The following is a 15,929-nucleotide window of genomic DNA, read 5'->3' as shown; positions in this document are numbered from 1 at the left end:
AACATGCGTAGGCATTACAGGCCCCTGCCTGCGGATCCGTCAACCAGCAAAGCTCATTTTTGCGCTATCCTGCTCATGTGAGCAGGAAAAAGGGGCCACTACCGCTAACCGAGACGCTGCTGCTGGCGACCATGGCCAGGCGGTTCTACGTGCAGGGCGCCTCGAAACTGGAGATCGCCGACGAGTTCGGCATGAGCCGGTTCAAGGTCGCGCGGATGCTGGACACGGCACTCGAGTCCGGACTGGTGCGGATCGAGTTCGACCTGCCCGCGCCGGTCGACGTCGAACTGTCCGACGACATCCGCCGGGCGTACCGGCTGAACCGCGTGCTCGTGCTCGAACGAGCATCCGAAAAGGAACCGAGGGAGGTCGTCCGCAAGCAGGTCGGCGCGCTGGCCGCCCGGCTGCTGGAGGAGATCGCGACCCCGGACGACGTCATCGGGCTGTCCTGGGCGCGGTCGGTCAACGCGATGACCGAGGCGATCCGGACCCTGCCGCGCTGCCCGATCGTGCAGTTGTGCGGGGTGCAGGCCGGGATGGACATGCGCGGCCGTTCGGTGGAGACGGTCAGCCGCGTGACGTCGGTGTCCGGCGGCGATTCGTACCCGATCTTCGGCCCGCTCGTCCTGCCCGACCGGCGGACCACCGAGATCCTGCGGCACCAGCCGGGCATCGCGGAAACGTTCGCCCAGTTCGGGAAACTCACCAAAGCGGTCGTGAGTATCGGGTCCTGGGAGGCCGGGGAGTCCACCGTGTACGACGCGCTGGACGAGGCCGAACGCGCCGCCATCGCGGCCCGGGGCGCGACCGCCGAGGTCGCCGCGCGGCTGTTCGACGCGGACGGCAACTCGCTCGGCACCGGGCTGGCGCACCACGTGCTGGCGATCAGCCACGAGGAGCTGATGGCGGTCCCCGAGGTGATCGCGATCGGTTACAGCCGCCCGAAAGCCGAAGCGGTGGACGCGGTACTGCGGTCCGGACTGGTGTCGACGCTGGTCACCGACGCCGCGGCGGCCGTCCCGTTGCTGGAACTGGCGCGGGCCAGGCCATTGCCCTCGTGAGCGAGCTGCGCTTCAAGCACCTGGTCGCCGTACTCCGCCGCCCAGCGCCCAAACCCCTCGATCGGCCCGAGGAAACTCGCCCCTAGCCCGGTGAGCTGATACGCCCCGTCCGCGCGCTCCACGAGCCCGTCGCGTTCCAGCTTGCGCACCGCCTCGGTCAGCACCTTCGCGCTGATCCCGCCGATGCGCGTGCGCAGTTCGCCGTGCCGCAGCGGGCCGTTTTTCAACGCCCACAGCACGACCGGATGCCAGGTGTTCGCCACCAGGTCGAACGCGAGCCGGGTGCGGCAGTCGGCGATGAAGTCCATGGTTACCTTTCGGTTCCTGCCGGGGTTCCTAACGTCGCTTGCGTACAACCACGCGACGACAGGAGACCTTCCCATGCGCATCGCCCTCTTCGGCACCGGCGGAATGGCGTCCGCCCTCGGCGGCCAGTGGACCCGGCACGACCTGACCGTGTCCGGCCGCTCCCCCGCGCACGCCGCCGCCTTGGCCGCTGAACTCGGCGCCGAGACTTTGGACTGGGCCGAGGCCGCCGCCCGAGCGGACGCCATCCTGCTGGCCGTCCCCACCACCGCCCTCGAAGCCCTGCTCACCCCGCTCGACCTCAACGGCAAAGTCCTCATCGACTGCACCAACGTCCCCGGTGCGACCGGTGAACCCGTAGCCGCGCGGATCGCCGAATATGCCCCCGGCGCTTCGGTGGTGAAGGCGTTCAACCTCGCCCACGTGGACGTCTGGCGAATGACCCCGCCGCTGTTCGAAGGCCGCCCGCTCGGCGTCCCGCTGTGCGGTGCCCCGGAGGCCGTCGCCGTCGCAACGGAGCTGGTCCAGGACCTGGGCTGCACTCCGCTGCCCGCGGGCGGCCTCGACCGAGCCGCCCTGCTGGAAGCCGCCGCCGGACTGGCGATCGGCCTGTGGTTCGACGGCCTGGACGCGCGTTCCATGCTCATGGCCAGCTGATCGGGCCTATCCTGGCGGGGTGCCCACAGGTGGATCAGCGGCAGTCGTAGGCGGGGGAATCGGCGGGCTGGCCGCGGCGATCGGATTGTCGCGCATCGGCTGGCAGGTCACGGTCTTCGAACGGCTGCCCGGCGAACTGGACGACGCCGGTTCCGGAATTTCCCTTGCCGCCAACGGCGTTCGAGCCCTGGACGCATTGGGAGCCGGCGACGCACTCCGCGCCGCCGGCTGCTTCCAGCGCACCGTCAGCACCCGCAGCCCGCGCGGGACTTGGCTGGCGCGCATGGACGGAGCCGAACTCGAACGCGTCGCCGGGACGCCGATCGTCGGCATCGCACGGTACGAATTGCATCGGCTGCTGCGGTCTCTGCTGCCCTCGCCGGTGGTGCGGGACGAGGTCACCGCCGTCGAGGACAACGCCGTGGTCACGTCGTCCGGCCGCCACGAAGCCGACGTGATTGTCGCCGCCGACGGCGTCAACAGCCGACTGCGCAAGCGTTTCTTTCCCGCTCATCCTGGCCCCGTCTACAGTGGATCGGCCGTCATCCGCGCCATCACGACCGAGCCGTTCGCACTGTCCTCTTCGGACTTCAACCTCACCTGGGGCCGAGGAGTCGAGTTCGGATACATCGGCTTGGCGGACGGCCGAGCCGAATGGCACGCCGTGCTGAGCATCCCGGCAGGCACCCGCTATCCCGACCCGATCGCCGAAATGCGCCGCCGCTTCGGTTCCTGGCACGAACCGATCACCGCGCTGCTCGACGCGACCGACCCGGAAGCCGTGCTGCACCACGACGTTTACGAACTGGTGACGCCGCTGCCGTCCTATGTGTCCGGTCGAGTCGCCTTGCTCGGCGATGCCGCACACGCGATGCAACCGAACCTCGGTCAGGGTGCCTGCCAGGCCCTGGAAGACGCGGTGACACTGGCCCATGCGCTGTCGTCGGCCGATCCCAACGCCGCGCTCACTCGGTACGACGCCGAACGCCGCCCGCGCAGCCAGGCCATCGCCCGAGCCGCCCGGCAAACCGGCCGGATGGGTCAGCAGCTGACGAACCCAGCCGCGATCGCGGTGCGGAATCTGGCGTTCCGAGCCATGCCGACGACGGTGATGGCGCGGTCGATGCTGCGCTACACCCGTTGGCAGCCGCCGATCCTGGACCAGCGCGGCTCCGCATGATCTCCTCCCGCGTCGGCATGGTCGGCAAGTACGCGAGGGAACCCTGAGGGAATCAGAGTCAATGCCAGGAACTTAAGCCAGTCTCGCCGACCGTCCACAAGAGACGCCACCGCCACCTCAATGCCCGATTCCCCCCTGTCTGACCGTGTCTTGAGGTCCGTGAGGGCCACCCTGAGGGAATCTGATTCCTTCAGGGTTCCCCTCACGTACCGCCAACCCGCGCAGCCCGGGCAGGTGCAGATCAGAGCTGATTGACGTCCACGATCCGGACCACCGCGCTGCCCACCTCGTCCGAGGCACGCAGATCGACCTCCGCGCTGATCCCCCAGTCATGGTCGCCGGCCGGATCGTCGAAGATCTGCCGAACCCGCCACACGTCCGGCTCCTGCTCGATCAGCAGCAACGCCGGACCACGCGCGTCCGGGCCGATTCCGAGTGAATCGTGCTCGTCGAAGTAGTCCTCGATCGCGTCTTCCCACGCGTCCGCGTCCCAGCCGGAAGCCGCGTCCAGCGAGCCCAGTTCGTCGTACGCCCGGCGCGAAGCCAGCTCCACCCGGCGGAACAACTCGTTGCGCACCAGCACGCGGAACGCCCGCTCGTTGCGCGTGACCGCGGGCGGCTCGGGCGGCGGCCGGTGCGACACCGGGCCTTCCTCGTCCGGATGCCGCAGGGCTTCCCATTCGTCCAGCAGGCTCGAGTCGACCTGGCGCACCAGTTCGCCGAGCCATTCGATGAGGTCCTGCAGCGATTCGGTCTTCGCCTCGTCCGGCACGGTGTGCCGCAACGCGTCGTAGGTGTCGGCGAGGTAGCGCAGCACCAAACCCTCAGACCGCGCGAGCTGATAAAAGCCCACGTATTCCACGAAGTTCATCGCGCGCTCGTACATATCGCGCACCACCGACTTCGGCGACAGCTCGTAATCCGCCACCCACGGATGCCCGGCGCGATACGACTGGTAAGCCGCGTTGAGCAGTTCCTCCAGCGGTTTCGGATACGTGACGGACTCGAGCAGTTCCATCCGCTCGTCGTACTCGATCCCGTCGGCCTTCATCGCCTGCACGGCTTCCCCGCGCGCCTTGAACTGCTGCTGCGACAGCACCGGACGCGGGTTGTCCACTGTGGATTCCACAATGGACACCACGTCCAGCGCGTACGACGGCGACTCGATGTCCAGCAATTCGATGGCAGCCAACGCGAACGGCGAAAGCGGCTGGTTCAACGCGAAATCGAACTGCAGGTCCACCGTCAGGCGGACGACGCGCCCCTCGGCGTCCGGTTCGGGCAGCTTTTCCACGACCCCGGCGGCGAGCAGCGAACGGTAGATCTCGATCGCCCGCAGGATCAGCTTCCGCTGCGTCGGACGGTCCGAATGGTTGTCCTCCAGCAGATGCCGCATCGCGTCGAACGCGTTGCCCGGCCGGGAAATCACGTTCAGCAGCATCGAGTGGCTGACCTGGAAACTGGACGTGAGCGGTTCCGGATCGGCCGCGATCAGCCGGTCGAACGTGCTCTCGGTCCAGTTGACGAAACCCTCCGGCGCTTTCTTCCGGACGATCTTCTTTTTCTTCTTCGGGTCGTCGCCCGCCTTCTCCAGCGCCTTCGCGTTCTCCACCACGTGATCCGGGGCCTGCACGACCACGTAACCGTCGGTGTCGTAGCCGGCCCGGCCCGCGCGTCCGGCGATCTGGTGGAACTCGCGCGCCTTCAAATGCCGCTGCCGCACGCCGTCGTACTTCGTCAGCGCCGAGAACACCACCGTGCGGATCGGCACGTTGATGCCGACGCCGAGAGTGTCCGTCCCGCAGATCACCTTCAGCAGTCCGGACTGCGCCAGCGTTTCGACCAGCCGCCGGTACTTCGGCAGCATGCCCGCGTGGTGCACGCCGATGCCGTGCCGCACGAGCCGCGAGAGCGTCTTGCCGAACCCGGCGGAGAACCGGAAGTCGCCGAGCAGGTCGGCGATCGCCTCCTTCTCCGCCTTGGTGGTGACGTTGATGCTCATCAGCGTCTGCGCCCGCTCGATGGCCGCGGCCTGCGAGAAATGCACGACATACACCGGCGCCTGGCCGCCGTTGAGCAGTTCGGACATCGTCTCGTGCAGCGGCGTGAGCGCGTACCGGAAGGTGAGCGGCACCGGCCGCTGCGCCGAAGTGACCACCGCGGTAGGCCGTCCGGTCCGCCGGGTCAGGTCCTTTTCGAAGAACGAAACGTCGCCGAGCGTGGCCGACATGAGCACGAACTGCGCGTTCGGCAGCTCGATCAGCGGGACCTGCCACGCCCAGCCGCGGTCCGGTTCCGAATAGAAGTGGAACTCGTCCGCGACGACCTGGCCGACCGGGGCGCCGGCGCCGTCGCGCAACGCGATGTTCGCCAAGATTTCCGCGGTGCAGCAGATGATCGGCGCGTCGGCGTTGACGCTCGAATCGCCGGTCATCATGCCGACCTGGTCGGCCCCGAAGATCTCGATGAGCTGGAAGAACTTCTCCGAGACGAGCGCCTTGATCGGCGCGGTGTAAAAACTGCGTTTGCCATGGGCGAGCGCGGTGAAGTGCGCGCCGACCGCGACGAGGCTTTTGCCGGAGCCGGTCGGGGTCGACAGGATCACGTTGGCCCCGGAGACGACCTCGATCACCGCCTCCTCCTGCGCCGGGTACAGCTCGATGCCCCGCTCCGCCGTCCACGTCGTGAAGGCTTCGAACAGGGCATCTGCGTCGGGATCCGCTGGCAGGAGGTCGGTGAGAGTCATCGTGGCACCCATCGTGCCATCCCGGCCCCGCCCGCAGGTGCAGGGGAGATCGCGGGTGCTTGCCCTAACCCGTAGGCTTCCGGTACCGCGCGCTGCCGGAGGGGAACGGACAGGCGGGCGCGCACACGGGCGGTACTCGCGGAGGATTCGGCAATGGCACAGGACATCATCCCGATCGAGCTCGGGCTGCCGCAGGGCGACGTGGTCACCCTCTGGGCCCCGCGGTGGCGGGAGGACGGCGAGGAGTGGGAAGCGTTCCTCGGCGACGAGGACGACCTGTACGCCTTCCCGGACGCCGCGCACCTGGCCGCTTTCGTGCGCACGGCCGAGCAGCACGACCTGCTCGACCACCCGGCGTGGGACGCGGTGCCCGCGCTGAACGTGCCCGAGCTGATCCCCGACGACGACCACTCCTACGACCTCGTCGGCGTGCCCGAGCTGGTCGCCGAGGAGCCGGACTCGTGGACGATCGGCGAGCTGGCCGAGATCGTCGGCATCGTCCGTTCGCTCGCCGACGTGTGCGAGCTGGACGAGGTGCACGAGGTGCTCGACGCCTACGAGGGCTTCTCGCTGCTGGAGCAGGGACGGCTGCCGTTCACCGGGCGCGAGGGCGAAGCGCTGTGGAACGACCTGTCGAAGGCGGTCTCCGAGAAGTGGGACACCGTGCTCGACGCGATCGACAACCTGGTGACCGTGCCGGACGTCGACGCCGCGGTGCTGGAGCAGACCGCCGAAGAGCTGGCCGCCTTCCACGAGGAGTCCGCCGAGGCGGAGGCCGGTGAAGAGGACGGCGGTCCGGAGGACCTCGAAGCGGTCGACGCCGAGGACGAGGACGCCGAGGACGAACCGGTCGGCTTCTGGGGCGAGGTCGGCATCGACCCGATCAAGATCGTCACCTCCGGCGCGGAGTACTACACGCTGCGCTGCTACCTCGACGACAAGCCGGTGTTCCTCGGCAACGAGGGCGAGATCGACGTGTTCAGCTCGCCGAAGGCGCTGCTCAAGGCGATCAAGGCGGGCGACGAGCTCGCCGACACCGACCTCGCGAGCGTGTCCACTTGGGACGAGGTGCGCGAGAAGGCGGCGGCCGACGAACTCGAGATCGAGGTCGACACCGACAACACCTACGTGTTCCCCGGTCTCGACGAGGACATCGCCGAGGGCCCGGAGTCGATCGACCCGACCCAGCTGGAACTGGCCGTCGAGCTGATCACCGACGCGGCCGAATGGGCGGGCGACGACACCGTCGAAACCGCGCTGGCGGCCAACGAAAGCCTCGGCTGGCTGGTGTCGTTCGTGCTGCGGCCGGACCCGAGCCGGCTCGAGCCGAGCGCTCCGTTCGACACCGAGCAGAGCGCCTGGCGCAAGCTGGTCGAGGACTTCGAGAACCGCCTCACGGTGGTCTGAACCTGCTAGAGGGCGTCGAACACGCTCTCGGCCGAGTCACCGGCGGAGAACATCTTCCAGGCGACGCCGGCGATCGCATCCGGATCCAGGGTGTGGCCGCCGGCGTCGCCGTATTTTTCCCGCTGTGCGACGACCATCCGGTGAATGTCGCCGCGTTCGACCAGGCCGCCGATGATCAGGCTGCCCGCGTACACACCGGTCCCGGCCAGCCCCTCGTGCAGCGTCCGCGCGTAGTTCCGCAGCGCCGCTGACGACACCGCGAGCGCGCCGAGCGCGGGCATCGGCCGCACCGCGCTGAGCCCGCCGGCGAACAGGAATCCGCCGCTGCCGCGCTCCAGCATGCCCGGCAGCAGTTTGCCGACCACCTCGACCGCCGGGTACACCCAGCTCATCGCCTTCTCGACGGCGTCGACGGTCGCGTCGGTGATGTCCGTGGGGAAGCTGTCCGGTTCGATCGCGGCCGGGCCGTAGTAGGCGACATCGATGCCGCCGAACCGTTCGGTGATTTCGTCGAGTGTCGCGCTGATGCCGTTCCGGACGTCGCCGACGAACGCATCCGCGTTGTCGAGCTCGGCCAGGTAAGCCGGGTGCCGCTCAGCGGTACGCGAAACGAGCGCGACGTTGTATCCCTCCTCGGAGAACCGGCGGGCCATCGACATTCCGAGGCCGGGTCCTGCTCCGAGAACGACAGCGGTCGGGCGAGCGGTCATGGCTTGGCTTCCTTCCCCAGGGATAAATCGAGGGTGCCCTCGACTTCGTTCGCCAAGTTACCACAAAACCCGAGGGCGGCCTCGACTTTGTACGATGGGACCCATGGCCACCGGATCGAAGCCGTTGCGCGCGGACGCCGCCCGCAACCGCGACAAACTGCTGGCCGCCGCGACGCGCGCGTTCGGCGAGCACGGCCTCGACGCGCCGCTGGAGCAGATCGCCCGCAGCGCCGGGGTCAGCATCGGCACCCTGTACGCGCACTTCCCGACCCGAGACGCGTTTGTCGACGCGATCCTGCCCGCGCAAATCGCGGCGCTGGACGAGCTGGCAACGCAGGCGTTGGCGGAGCCGGACCCGTGGCAGGGCTTCACCGGATTCCTCGACGGCCTGTTTGCCTTGCAGGCCAAGGATCACGGCCTCAGCGACGCCCTCGCCCGGCGACTGCCGCTCAGCCCGGCCGTACTGGAGGCATGCGCCGCCGGTTTCGAGCACGCCGCGCGGATTATCGACCGGGCAAAGGAATCCGGTCAGCTGCGCGCCGATTTCGCACCCGCGGATCTCGCGCCGCTGATGTCCGCGATGTCGCCGTTGATCCGCGAATCACCCGAAACCTGGCGACGGCACTTAGCGTTCTTTCTCGACGGCCTGCGCGCTTAGTCCTTTTCGGACTCTGCCCGCACCGGAACCAGACCTATTGCCAGCAGCGGGAAAATCGCCGCCACGCAGTACGCCAGCGCATACCGGCTGTCCCCGATCACCAGACCCAGCAACGGCGGGGTCGCCGACGCGGCGATGTTCTGCGCGGTGTTCTGCGTCCCCATCGCGCGGCCGGACCACGCGACCCCGGCCAGCTCGGCCGACGCGGTGAAGCCGAGACCGTTGTCCGCCACTGTGATCACCGCCGCCAGCACCAGCGCGGCCAGCACCAGCCACAGCCAAGTCGCGTCCCCGACCGCGACCAGCAGCATCACGACCACGCTGGCGACAGCGAGCTGGCGCATCGGCCGCAGCCGGCTGCCGACCCGGTCCGACCAATACCCCGACGCCAGCCGCCCGAGCGCGCCGAGCACCTGAGCGACCGCGACGAAAACCCCGGCCTGCGCGGCGGTCCATTGATGCTGCGACACCAGATACACCGGCGCGAACGCGGACACCGCGAACTGCGGCACCACCAAGAGCGCGCTCGCGGCGTGCACTCGCCACAGCCACGGCTTGCGGTACGGCGACGGCGGCCGCTCCCCCTTCGCCGCACGCGGCGGCCGCGGCGGGTCCACGACGAACAGCGCAACCAACAGCGCCACGCCGACCGCCAGCACGGCCGGCAGGAGCATCGCCGCCTGGAACCCCCACAGCGCGGCCAGCGGCGGCAGCCCTAGCGCGGCCACTCCGACCCCCAGCGGCTGCGCCGTCTGCCGGATCCCCATCGCGACGCCGCGCTCGGATTTGGCGAACCAGCCCATCACGACCCGGCCGCTCGCCGCGTTCACCGAAGCCGTGCACGCACCGGCTACGAGAAACACTCCAAAGAGAAGTCCGACCGGGTGGTGCCACAGGGCGGCGTACACGAGGAGTAACCCCGAAATGCCCAGGCCCAGCGCCATGATGAGCCGCTCGCCGTAACGGTCCGCAGCCGCGCCCCAGGCGATGAGCGTGAGCAGCAGGCCGATGCTCGGGGCCGCGACGACCGTGCCCGCCTGCGCCAGCGTCAGATGGTCGGCCTCGCGCATGGCGGGCACGAGAAACGGCAGCCCGTAAAGGAACGAGCAGCTGGCGGTCTGCGCGGCGAGGCCGAGCGCGAGAATCAGCCACCGCCGCGAGCTGCCTTTTTCCCGCACCTGCTCCCCCGCCTCGACCTGCGTCATTCCGTCCACCGTCTCATATTTTGAGAATTATGTCTTACATAGTGAACGATAGTTGGCATGGCTAACGAACGCAACCGCCTTTCCGGGCGGCCGCGGCCAGCGCGTCTCCGGAGCCGGGATTCAGCCGAGCGCCGCGTACCCGGGTTTGACGACGTTCTCGATCAACTCGAGCCGCTCGTCGAAATCGAGGAACGCGGATTTCATGGCGTTGATCGTGAACCAGCGGAAGTCGTCGAGGCCGAAGCCGAACGTCTCGGCCAGCGCGGCGAATTCACTGGTCATCGTGCAGCCGCTCATCAGCCGGTTGTCGGTGTTGACGGTGACGCGGAAGCGCAGCCGGGCGAGCAGGCCGATGGGATGCTCGGCCAGCGACGGCACGGTTCCGGTCTGGACATTCGACGAGGGACAGATCTCCAGCGGGATCCGCCGGTCCCGGACGTAGGAGGCCAACCGTCCAAGGTGGACATTTCCGTCGGCGTCGGCGGTGATGTCGTCGACGATCCGCACGCCGTGCCCGAGCCGTTCCGCGCCGCAGTACTGGATTGCCTCGCCGATCGACGGAAGCCCGAACGCTTCGCCGGCATGAATAGTGAAGTGTGCATTGTTCCGGCGCAAATAGTCGAATGCGTCCAGATTGCGGGTAGGCGGGAATCCGTCCTCCGGTCCGGCGATGTCGAATCCGGCCACCCCGGCGTCGCGGTAGCGCACCGCGAGTTCGGCGATCTCGAGCGCGCGGGCGTGCTGGCGCATGCCGCACAACAGCGTCCGCACCCGGATCCGGCCGCCGCCCGCGGCTACCCTCCGCATCCCTTCGGCGAAGCCCGCCTGGACGGCCTCAACCACTGCATCGAGTGACAGCCCGCGTTCCACGAACAGCTCCGGCGCGTACCGCAGCTCGGCGTAGACGACCCCGTCCGCGGCCAGGTCCTCGACCGCTTCGGCGGCAACCCTGACCAGGGCTTCCTCCGTTTGCATGACACCACACGTGTGGGCGAACGTTTCGAGGTACGACACCAGGGAACCGGAGTCCGCCGCGGCGCGGAACCAGCGGCCCAGCTCGTCCGGATCCGTCGCGGGAAGGTCCCGGTAGCCGAGATCCTCGGCGAGTTCGGCGACCGTGCCCGGCCGCAAGCCGCCGTCGAGGTGATCGTGGAGCAGGACCTTGGGGGCGCGGCGCAGGATCTCCGCGCTCAGCGGGGTTACGTCCGACATGCTCCAACGGTAGCCTCGCTGTCATTCCCCTACCTGGCCGTAACCGAGAGCACCGGAACAACCCTCTGCTCAGCACTGTGCGCAAGGAATCGGCCATCCGGGTGGCACGGTCGTTATCCGCGTTCCCCGGGGGCCATACGCACAGCAATTTTCTTCATCGATAAGCTCGGGTCAGTCCCTTCCATTTTTCCCCGCCGACGAAGGACACCGCAGTGACCACTGACAACCACATTGCCGCTCCGTCGTTCGACCGGATGCGCAACATGCTGGTGCGCGCGGCCGAGGTTCGTGAGAGCGAGCAGCAGCAGATCTTCGACGCGCTCGACGACATCTACGCCCGGCTCGCCCCGGTGGACTCCCTCGGCGCGGTGCGCAAGCGGCTGTCGGAACTGCCGGACCGGACCGAGGTCGGGGTGCTGGCGGAGCGCCTCGACGAGGCGATGACGCGGCTGGAGTCGCAGGACAACGCGATCGCCGCGCTCACGCACGCGGTGGAGAGCATCGTCGACAAGCTGGCGAAGCCCTTCGCCCAGCTCGACGGCCGCCTCGACGGCGTGGCGGCGCGGTTCGAGGGCGTCGCGGGCCGGATGGACGGGCTCGAGGACAAGCTGCAGAACATCCACCGCAGGCTCGACGAGCTGGGCGGGCACCTGGACAAGCAGGACGCCAAGCTGGAGTCGCTGCCGCAGGCCACGCAGGGCCCGATCCGCGACCGGATCGAGATGGCCGAGACGTCGCTGCGCGAGCGGATCGAGACCACGGACCAGGAACTGCGCTCGCGCGTCGACGAACTGGACCGCGCGACGAAGGAACGCATCGGCGCCGCGACCGACGCGCTGAAGAGCGCGGTCTCCGACACCGGCGAGATGATCGACCCGGCCGCGCGCCTCGACTCGGTGGGCACGAAGCTCGAAACGATCACCCAGCGTCTCGACGACCTGTCCAGCCGCATCGACAAGGTCGAGGACGACGTCACCGGCCGCATCGGCGACCTGGACGGCTCGGTCCGCAGCGGCCTGTCGAAGGTCGAAGGCACGCTGTCGAAGCAGCCGGACACCGACGCGGTCGACTCGCTGGTGCGCCGCAGCAACGACGAATCGGTACGCCGCATCGGCGGCCAGCTGGACGAAGCGATGGCGACCTTCGCGGAACTGATGCTGGGCGGCGGACCGGCGGTGCAGCAGATCGCCCCGCCGCCGCCCGCCCCACGCCAGCCGCGCCGCAGCTCGCGCAACGGCCGGTCGCCCAAGGCCGCCGACGCGAAGGCGAAGGCAGGCGGCGACTCGGACGAGTCGACTGACTGAGCTTGAGTGACCGAAGCCCCGTCCAGAGTTCTGGACGGGGCTTCGTCGTTTCAGTGTCATTAGCCGCGACCGAGCCCGCCCTCTAGAGGATGTCGCTGTACGGCTGTCAAGCCGCAGTGGCTGGACCTGGTTCCGAGTGCTGGCAGTGGGCGCCGTTGCGGAGCATGGCGTAGAGGTCGCAGCGCCGTCGGGCAAGGCAGATGAGCGCGGCAAAGGGTGCTCATCGAGTCTCGGCGGCGACCTGTTTACTTTGCAGGAGCACGATCTTTCAGGCTGTCGCCCGGCGCGGCAGACTGTGTCCGCGCCCTTGCGGGGAGCGTGAGTCTCGGCAATCCCGGCGTTTAGGGCTACTGATGCGGTCCGTGCGCGACAGCGTCCATAGCTCCGGTTCGCTGTTGGGCAGCGGCCCGGCATGCAGCCGCTTCCCGTCCGAGTCCAAGACAACCGCGTGCTGCTCGCCCGTCCCTAGATCCAGACCGACGAGCACGCCGGGATTGCCGGTCAGGCACCCTCTGCGGGCGATCGATGCGCCACGCCCGGCGACCGCAGCCCGTTGATCAGGAACCACGAGAAAGCAAACACTCAGGGCCGAACCGTCTCCAGCACGATCCCCCGCGCAGCAGGAGCCTCCGCTCCCACCGCGAACCCGCCTTCCAGCGCGGCCAGGGCCGCCGGGATCGCGTCCGGAGTGTCCGTGTGCAGTTCCAGCAACGGCTCCCCCTCCACCACCTGGTCACCCGGCTTCGCGTGGCACAAGATCCCCGCCGCGGCCTGCACCGGGTCTTCCTTTCGCGCCCGGCCAGCCCCAAGCCGCCAAGCCGCGACACCCACGGCGTAGGCGTCCAGCGAAGTCAGCACCCCCGAAGCAGGTGCCGGGACGACGTGCACCGTAGAAGGCCGCGGCAAGGCAGCCGAAGGATCCCCGCCCTGGGCGGTGATCATCCGAGCCCACACCTCGTAAGCCTCCCCGGACGCCAGCACCTCAGCCGGATCCACGGAAATCCCCGCCAAAGCAAGCATTTCCCGAGCCAGCGCCACCGTCAGCGAGACCACGTCAGCCGGACCGCCGCCGCGCAGGACCTCGACCGCCTCGGCGACCTCGACCGCATTGCCGACCGCCCGGCCGAGCGGCGTGCTCATGTCGGTGATCAACGCCGTGCAAGCCATCCCGTGCGCAGTGCCGATGTCCACGAGCGTCCGCGCCAGCAGCTGCGCCTCCGGCACCGTCTTCATGAACGCGCCGGACCCAGCCTTCACGTCCAGCACAATCCCCGAAGCGCCCTCGGCGATCTTCTTGCTCATGATCGAGCTGGCGATCAACGGCACCGACTCGACCGTCGACGTGACATCCCGCAGCGCGTACAGCTTCTTGTCCGCCGGAGCCAAGCCCTCGGTCGCCGCGCAGACCACCGCGCCGACCGAGTTCAGCTGCGCCGCGATCTCGTCCAGGGACAACGCCGCCCGCCAGCCGGGAATCGACTCCAGTTTGTCCAGCGTCCCGCCGGTGTGCCCGAGCCCGCGACCGGACAGCTGCGGCACCGCGGCACCGCACGCGGCGACCAGCGGAGCCAGCGGCAAGGTGATCTTGTCGCCGACCCCGCCGGTCGAGTGCTTGTCTACGGTCGGGCGCGCGACGTCCAGCGACAGCCGCGAACCCGAGTCGATCATCGCGCCGGTCCAGCGCGCGATCTCGCCGTCGTCCATGCCACGCAAGAAAATCGCCATGGCCAGCGCGGCCATCTGCTCTTCCGCGACCGCTCCGCGGGTGTAGGCGTCGACGACCCAGTCGATCTGCTCGTCGCTCAGCCGTCCGCCGTCGCGCTTGGTCCCGATGACGTCTACCGCGGTGAAAGTCACGGCAGGTCCTCCGGCCCGAACGCGTCCGGCAGCACCTCCGACATCGGCAGCACCCCGCGCGGAGTGTCGACCAGACAAGAGGATCCGCCGAGCTCGAACAGAATCTGGCGGCACCGTCCACAAGGCATCAGCAATTCACCTTCGCCGCTGCGGCAAGCGACCGCGACCAAACGGCCACCGCCGGACAGTCGCAATTGTCCGGCCATTGTGCACTCAGCGCACAAACCCAAGCCGTACGAAGCGTTTTCGACGTTGCAACCGGTCACCTGCCGACCATCGTCCACAATGGCCGCGACGCCGACGTGCAGTCCCGAATAAGGCGCGTAAGCGTGCGAAGCAGCCGAAACCGCCGCCGCGCGCAAAGCCTCCCAGTCCACTTCGGACATCAGTCGCCCTCACCTCGTCGATACTGCGCGCCGTCCGCCTTGGGCGGCCGAAGTCGTTGCGACGCAACAGCTAGCACGATCAGCGTCACGAAGTGCGCGGTGTACGGGATCAAGTCGCTCGGCAGCGTGTCGTTGGTCCAGTAGATCGCGTACAGAATCCCAGCGCCGACGACGCCGAGCGCGGCCGCGAGCCAGCGCTTCCGGATCAGCTGCACGATCACGATGATCGCCAGCAGAATCACCGCGCCGTACAGCAACGCCAGCACCGCGTCGCCGCCGCCGGCGAGCTGCAGACCGTCGGAGTACCCGAACAGCGCGGCACCGCCGAGCAGACCGCCCGGCCGCCAGTTGCCGAAGATCATCGCGGCCAGGCCGATGTAACCGCGGCCGTTGGTCTGGTTCTCCAGGTAGTCCGCGCCGCCCTTGAGCAGCACCAGGGAAGCACCGCCCATGCCCGCGAAACCACCGGAGATCAGCACACCGACGTACTTGTAGCGGTACACGTTCACGCCGAGCGACTCCGCCGCGACCGGGTTCTCGCCGCATGAACGCAGCCGCAGGCCGAACCGCGTGCGCCAGAGAATCCAGTAGCTCACCGGAATCAGCACGATCGCGAGCATGGTCAGCGGCGCGACACCGGTCACCAGTCCGCGCAGAATGCCCGCGACATCAGACAACCCGACGCGTTGCTGGTTCTCCAGCGAGCCCAGCCAGTCCGACAATCCGGCCGCCGAGTAGGTGTCGAACTTCGGCACCGGCGGCGACTGGCGCGGGTTTCCCGACAGCGGCTCGAAAATCAGGTTCGCCAGATACTTCGCGACCCCGAGCCCGAGCAGGTTGATCGCGACACCGGAAACGATGTGGTTGACGTTGAACGTCACCGTCGCCACCGCGTGCAGCAGCCCGCCCAGTGCGCCGAACGCGATCGCGGCCAGCAGGCCGACCCACGCGCCGCCGTAATACGCGCCCCAGGCCGCGCCCCAGGTGCCGAGGATCATCATGCCTTCGAGGCCGATGTTGATCACGCCCACGCGCTCGGCCCACAGCCCGCCCAGCGCACACAGCAGGATCGGCAACGCCAGCCGCAGTGCGGTCGACGCGGTGTTGCTGGACGTCAGCGCCGAAACGCCGGTGGCGTACGACGCGGTCGACATCACCGCGATCGCGACCACGGCCCAGATCACGCCGCGCAGCCAGCCGGGGATCCGCGGCCGCTTGCGCTTGACCGGCATCGGCGTTC

13 protein-coding genes and 1 pseudogene are annotated in these 15,929 nt (G+C 68.6%); 6 read left to right on the top strand and 8 right to left on the bottom strand.

Features of this window, described 5'->3' with window-relative positions; genetic code table 11:
* Positions 1 to 131: 131 nt before the first annotated feature.
* Entirely contained in the window at positions 132 to 1,061 is a 930-nt protein-coding gene (locus tag WA670_RS35095) for a sugar-binding transcriptional regulator (protein WP_051172602.1), read from the top strand.
* Positions 1,062 to 1,066: 5 nt separating this feature from the next.
* Here the strand turns inward: WA670_RS35095 and WA670_RS35090 are convergent.
* Positions 1,067 to 1,369 (bottom strand): annotated as a pseudogene (locus tag WA670_RS35090) (winged helix-turn-helix transcriptional regulator); the annotation flags it as partial.
* A 73-nt stretch (positions 1,370 to 1,442) separates the two neighbouring features.
* Between WA670_RS35090 and WA670_RS35085 the strand changes: the two are divergent.
* The gene (locus tag WA670_RS35085) at positions 1,443 to 2,024 is read left to right on the top strand and encodes an NADPH-dependent F420 reductase (protein WP_336160525.1); all 582 of its coding nucleotides are present in this window, start codon (positions 1,443 to 1,445) and stop codon (positions 2,022 to 2,024) included.
* Between the two features lie 19 nt (positions 2,025 to 2,043).
* Complete coding sequence (locus tag WA670_RS35080) at positions 2,044 to 3,204, top strand: FAD-dependent monooxygenase (RefSeq protein ID WP_336160523.1); 1,161 nt, start codon at positions 2,044 to 2,046, stop codon at positions 3,202 to 3,204.
* Positions 3,205 to 3,445: 241 nt separating this feature from the next.
* On the opposite strand, the gene WA670_RS35075 is transcribed toward WA670_RS35080, so the two are convergent.
* On the bottom strand, positions 3,446 to 5,950 hold the full coding sequence (locus WA670_RS35075; protein WP_336160521.1) for a DEAD/DEAH box helicase: 2,505 nt from the start codon (positions 5,948 to 5,950) through the stop codon (positions 3,446 to 3,448).
* Between the two features lie 153 nt (positions 5,951 to 6,103).
* Between WA670_RS35075 and WA670_RS35070 the strand changes: the two genes are divergently transcribed.
* On the top strand, positions 6,104 to 7,357 hold the full coding sequence (locus WA670_RS35070; protein WP_037816131.1) for a hypothetical protein: 1,254 nt from the start codon (positions 6,104 to 6,106) through the stop codon (positions 7,355 to 7,357).
* Positions 7,358 to 7,362: 5 nt separating this feature from the next.
* Here WA670_RS35070 and WA670_RS35065 read toward each other — a convergent pair whose 3' ends face one another.
* A complete protein-coding gene (locus WA670_RS35065; protein WP_037816132.1) occupies positions 7,363 to 8,067 on the bottom strand; it encodes an SDR family NAD(P)-dependent oxidoreductase in 705 nt (234 codons plus the stop codon).
* Between the two features lie 103 nt (positions 8,068 to 8,170).
* On the opposite strand from WA670_RS35065, the gene WA670_RS35060 reads away from it, so the two are divergent.
* Positions 8,171 to 8,725: a TetR/AcrR family transcriptional regulator gene (locus WA670_RS35060; RefSeq protein WP_037816134.1), complete on the top strand. Its 555-nt coding sequence runs from the start codon at positions 8,171 to 8,173 to the stop codon at positions 8,723 to 8,725.
* Here WA670_RS35060 and WA670_RS35055 read toward each other — a convergent pair.
* Positions 8,722 to 9,930: an MFS transporter gene (locus tag WA670_RS35055; RefSeq protein ID WP_336160517.1), complete on the bottom strand. Its 1,209-nt coding sequence runs from the start codon at positions 9,928 to 9,930 to the stop codon at positions 8,722 to 8,724. The two genes, WA670_RS35060 and WA670_RS35055, sit on opposite strands and share 4 nt — an antisense overlap.
* A gap of 120 nt (positions 9,931 to 10,050) precedes the next feature.
* Positions 10,051 to 11,142, bottom strand: coding sequence for an adenosine deaminase (locus WA670_RS35050; protein WP_037816136.1), 1,092 nt, complete (start codon positions 11,140 to 11,142; stop codon positions 10,051 to 10,053).
* 212 nt (positions 11,143 to 11,354) lie between these two features.
* Between WA670_RS35050 and WA670_RS35045 the strand changes: the two genes are divergently transcribed.
* Positions 11,355 to 12,446 (top strand): PA containing protein, encoded by a 1,092-nt coding sequence (locus WA670_RS35045; RefSeq protein WP_037816138.1) that lies wholly within the window; start codon positions 11,355 to 11,357, stop codon positions 12,444 to 12,446.
* Between the two features lie 582 nt (positions 12,447 to 13,028).
* Here WA670_RS35045 and WA670_RS35040 read toward each other — a convergent pair.
* Genes WA670_RS35040 through WA670_RS35030 form a run of 3 tightly spaced genes read right to left on the bottom strand, consistent with a single transcriptional unit; the run spans position 13,029 to position 15,921 of the window.
* Positions 13,029 to 14,303, bottom strand: coding sequence for a thymidine phosphorylase (locus tag WA670_RS35040; RefSeq protein WP_336160513.1), 1,275 nt, complete (start codon positions 14,301 to 14,303; stop codon positions 13,029 to 13,031).
* The gene (locus WA670_RS35035) at positions 14,300 to 14,689 is read right to left on the bottom strand and encodes a cytidine deaminase (RefSeq protein ID WP_336160511.1); all 390 of its coding nucleotides are present in this window, start codon (positions 14,687 to 14,689) and stop codon (positions 14,300 to 14,302) included. The genes WA670_RS35040 and WA670_RS35035 overlap by 4 nt, the downstream gene beginning before the upstream one ends.
* Positions 14,689 to 15,921 (bottom strand): ABC transporter permease, encoded by a 1,233-nt coding sequence (locus WA670_RS35030; protein ID WP_336160549.1) that lies wholly within the window; start codon positions 15,919 to 15,921, stop codon positions 14,689 to 14,691. The genes WA670_RS35035 and WA670_RS35030 overlap by 1 nt, the downstream gene beginning before the upstream one ends.
* Between the last annotated feature and the right edge of the window lie 8 nt (positions 15,922 to 15,929).

This window comes from Amycolatopsis sp. VC5-11, assembly GCF_037034185.1.
Classification (GTDB): Bacteria; Actinomycetota; Actinomycetes; order Mycobacteriales; family Pseudonocardiaceae; genus Amycolatopsis; species Amycolatopsis nivea.
This window is presented reverse-complemented; position numbering and strand designations above follow the sequence as displayed.